Source organism: Enterococcus italicus DSM 15952, assembly GCF_000185365.1.
Classification (GTDB): Bacteria; Bacillota; Bacilli; order Lactobacillales; family Enterococcaceae; genus Enterococcus_G; species Enterococcus_G italicus.
Genome location: NZ_GL622289.1, coordinates 1 through 568 on the forward strand (window position 1 = coordinate 1; position 568 = coordinate 568).

Sequence of the window (568 nt, forward strand, 5' to 3'; positions counted from 1 at the left end):
AATATTACTAAAGATATTGGAATTTGCTGTAGTATATTGCCAGTAGTTATTGATACTAGGTAATTTACAACTAAAACTATTATTAAGTAAAATCCTAGATAAATATTTGCTGATAGATTATCTTTATTTGTAGCAATATCAATATCCTCTTTTGATAAAGTGCTTGTAGCTGTTAGCAAACATGTAAATAAAAGTATTAAAAATAAAGACTTAACAAAACCTAATACATCAAAAATCAATAATGGACTTTTAATTATGTCATCAAAACTAAAAAACATACTATTTGCTTCAGACATTAAATCAAAGCCTAGAAAATTTATAAAAACTACAAAGGCTAATAAAAAAGGTGCTAATCCAGTAATTGTTTTACCTATCATTTCACTAAAGCCAGTATTTCCATTCTTATTTTCAGGTGTAAATTCTACTTCCCCAAAATTTTGGATATCAATTTTTTCTTTTAATTCCTTATAAGCAACTATTTTAAATTTACTAACTTTAAATCCAAACACCTTAGCTGTAATATAATGGCATAATTCATGTATAAATGTTGTTGATACAATATACCATC

General features: G+C 25.0%; 1 protein-coding gene. It reads right to left on the reverse strand.

The window, feature by feature from the left end; all coding sequences use genetic code 11:
- Window positions 1-568 (reverse strand): hypothetical protein (locus tag HMPREF9088_RS12175; RefSeq protein ID WP_007209395.1); only part of this gene is annotated, 568 nt, incomplete at both ends.